The sequence below is a fragment of the Bradyrhizobium jicamae genome, from assembly GCF_018130215.1.
Lineage (GTDB): Bacteria > Pseudomonadota > Alphaproteobacteria > Rhizobiales > Xanthobacteraceae > Bradyrhizobium > Bradyrhizobium jicamae_A.
In genome coordinates this window covers 1-1765 of record NZ_JAFCKQ010000116.1, presented here as the reverse complement: position 1 = coordinate 1765, position 1765 = coordinate 1, and the positions used below count along the sequence as shown (strand labels likewise).

Here is a 1765-nt window from a genome sequence, read left to right as displayed (position 1 = left end):
ATCGGCCGATTTGATTGATGAGTTGAACGACGCGCTTAAATCAGCGGCGGTCGACGATAAGGTCCGTGACGAAATCGGCGAACTCACGCGGATGCTCAAGGGTAATCTTGAGAAGGTCGTCCAGCATGGCAAGCGCGCTGACTCCATTGTCAACAATATGCTGCTGCATTCGAGGGAGGGAAGCGGCGAGCATCGCCCTGCAGACATCAACGCGATCGTCGAGCAAAGCTTGAACCTGGCATATCACGGCGCACGGGCCGAAAGACCAGCTTTCAATATTGCCCTCGCGCGCGATTTCGACCCGGCTGCAGGAATGATCGATCTCTATCCGCAGGAAATCACGCGGGTATTCTTGAACGTGATCTCGAATGGTTTCTATGCGGCGACCAAGCGGAAGGAAACTGATGAGGGGAGTTTTGAGCCACTCCTGGTGGTAAGTACAAGAAATCTCGGCGATCGCGTGGAAATCCGCATTCGCGACAACGGCATCGGTATCCCGCCAAATGTCAAAGACAAAATCTTCAACCCGTTCTTCACCACCAAGCCGGCGGGAGAGGGCACCGGCCTGGGCCTTTCGATCAGTTACGACATCATCGTAAGACAGCACGGCGGTAAGCTCACCGTCGAGACTGAAGCTAATGTGTTTACCGAGTTCACCATTGAGTTGCCGCGTAATCTCGTTGCCCAGGCAGCTGCCGGAGGGACGAATTGAGCGTTCATATTTTGGTTACTGACGAGCCCGATGTCGAGGATCTGTTTTGCGGGCAGTGTTGGCGTGATCTCCGTGCCGGACGTCTTCAAATAGATCTCGCGCGTTCGACACCCCTAGCGCGCGAGCGGGACGCGGAGGTGCGCGGCCCCTCGCTGAACCTGATTTTGTCGAACCTCAACATGCCTGGCACAAGCGGCCTCGAAAAGCTGTCGCAGGTTCGGGGGAAGTGGCTGGGCGTTCTTGGGGTTATGATCAAAGACGCAAACACGCGCAGGAAGGTGTTCGAGAGTGGTGCGGTCGGCTTGACCAAGCCGACCGACTTCGGGCAGCTGCGTCAGGAAATCGATTTGAGGCTCGTGCAAGCGCCATGACTGTGACCATACTTGTAGTCGACGACGAGCCCGATCTGCATGAGCTTGTCCTGCAGAAGTTCCACAAGCGTATCCGCGAACGCGCCGTCGCTTTCATGTTTGCCCATGACGGTATCGAGGCGCTTCGGTCAATCGAGGCTCATCCGCATATCGACTTGATCGTCGCCGATATCAATATGCCGCGAATGGACGGGCTGTCGCTACTCGAGAAGCTCCAGGAAGCGGATACGACAAAATCGACCATCATAGTCTCAGCCTATGGTGACATGAACAATATCCGCACGGCGATGAATCGCGGGGCCTTCGACTTCCTGACCAAACCAATCAATTTCTCCGATCTCGAGATCACCATTGACAAGACCATTCGCCATATCGAGCGTCTGCGCGAGGCTCGTCGCCGTCAGGCAGAAGCGGAGCGCGCGCATGCATCGCTCTCGCGTTACTTTTCACCTCAGATCGCGAGCCGGCTTGCTTCGGCAAATGCGGAAAGTGACGGAATGGAAGTACATTGGCGCGACGTGGCGGTTATTTTCACGGATATCACCGGATTCACGTCACTGGTCGAAGCCGCGCAGCCGGACGTGCTGAGCGAACTTCTCAACGAATATGTTGGCGGCATGACCGATGTGGTGTTCGCCCACGAGGGGACGGTCGCCAAGGTGATCGGGGATGCCGTTCAAGT

General features: G+C 56.3%; 3 protein-coding genes. All 3 read left to right on the top strand.

The features are described 5' to 3' along the window. Positions 1-712 (top strand): sensor histidine kinase (locus tag JQ586_RS40185; protein ID WP_249148694.1); only part of this gene is annotated, 712 nt, incomplete at its 5' end. Continuing rightward, positions 709-1083 (top strand): response regulator, encoded by a 375-nt coding sequence (locus tag JQ586_RS40180; RefSeq protein WP_212400147.1) that lies wholly within the window; start codon positions 709-711, stop codon positions 1081-1083. The genes JQ586_RS40185 and JQ586_RS40180, both read left to right, overlap by 4 nt. After that, the coding region (locus JQ586_RS40175) for a response regulator (RefSeq protein ID WP_212400146.1) at positions 1080-1765 on the top strand (686 nt) is incomplete at its 3' end. The genes JQ586_RS40180 and JQ586_RS40175, both read left to right, overlap by 4 nt.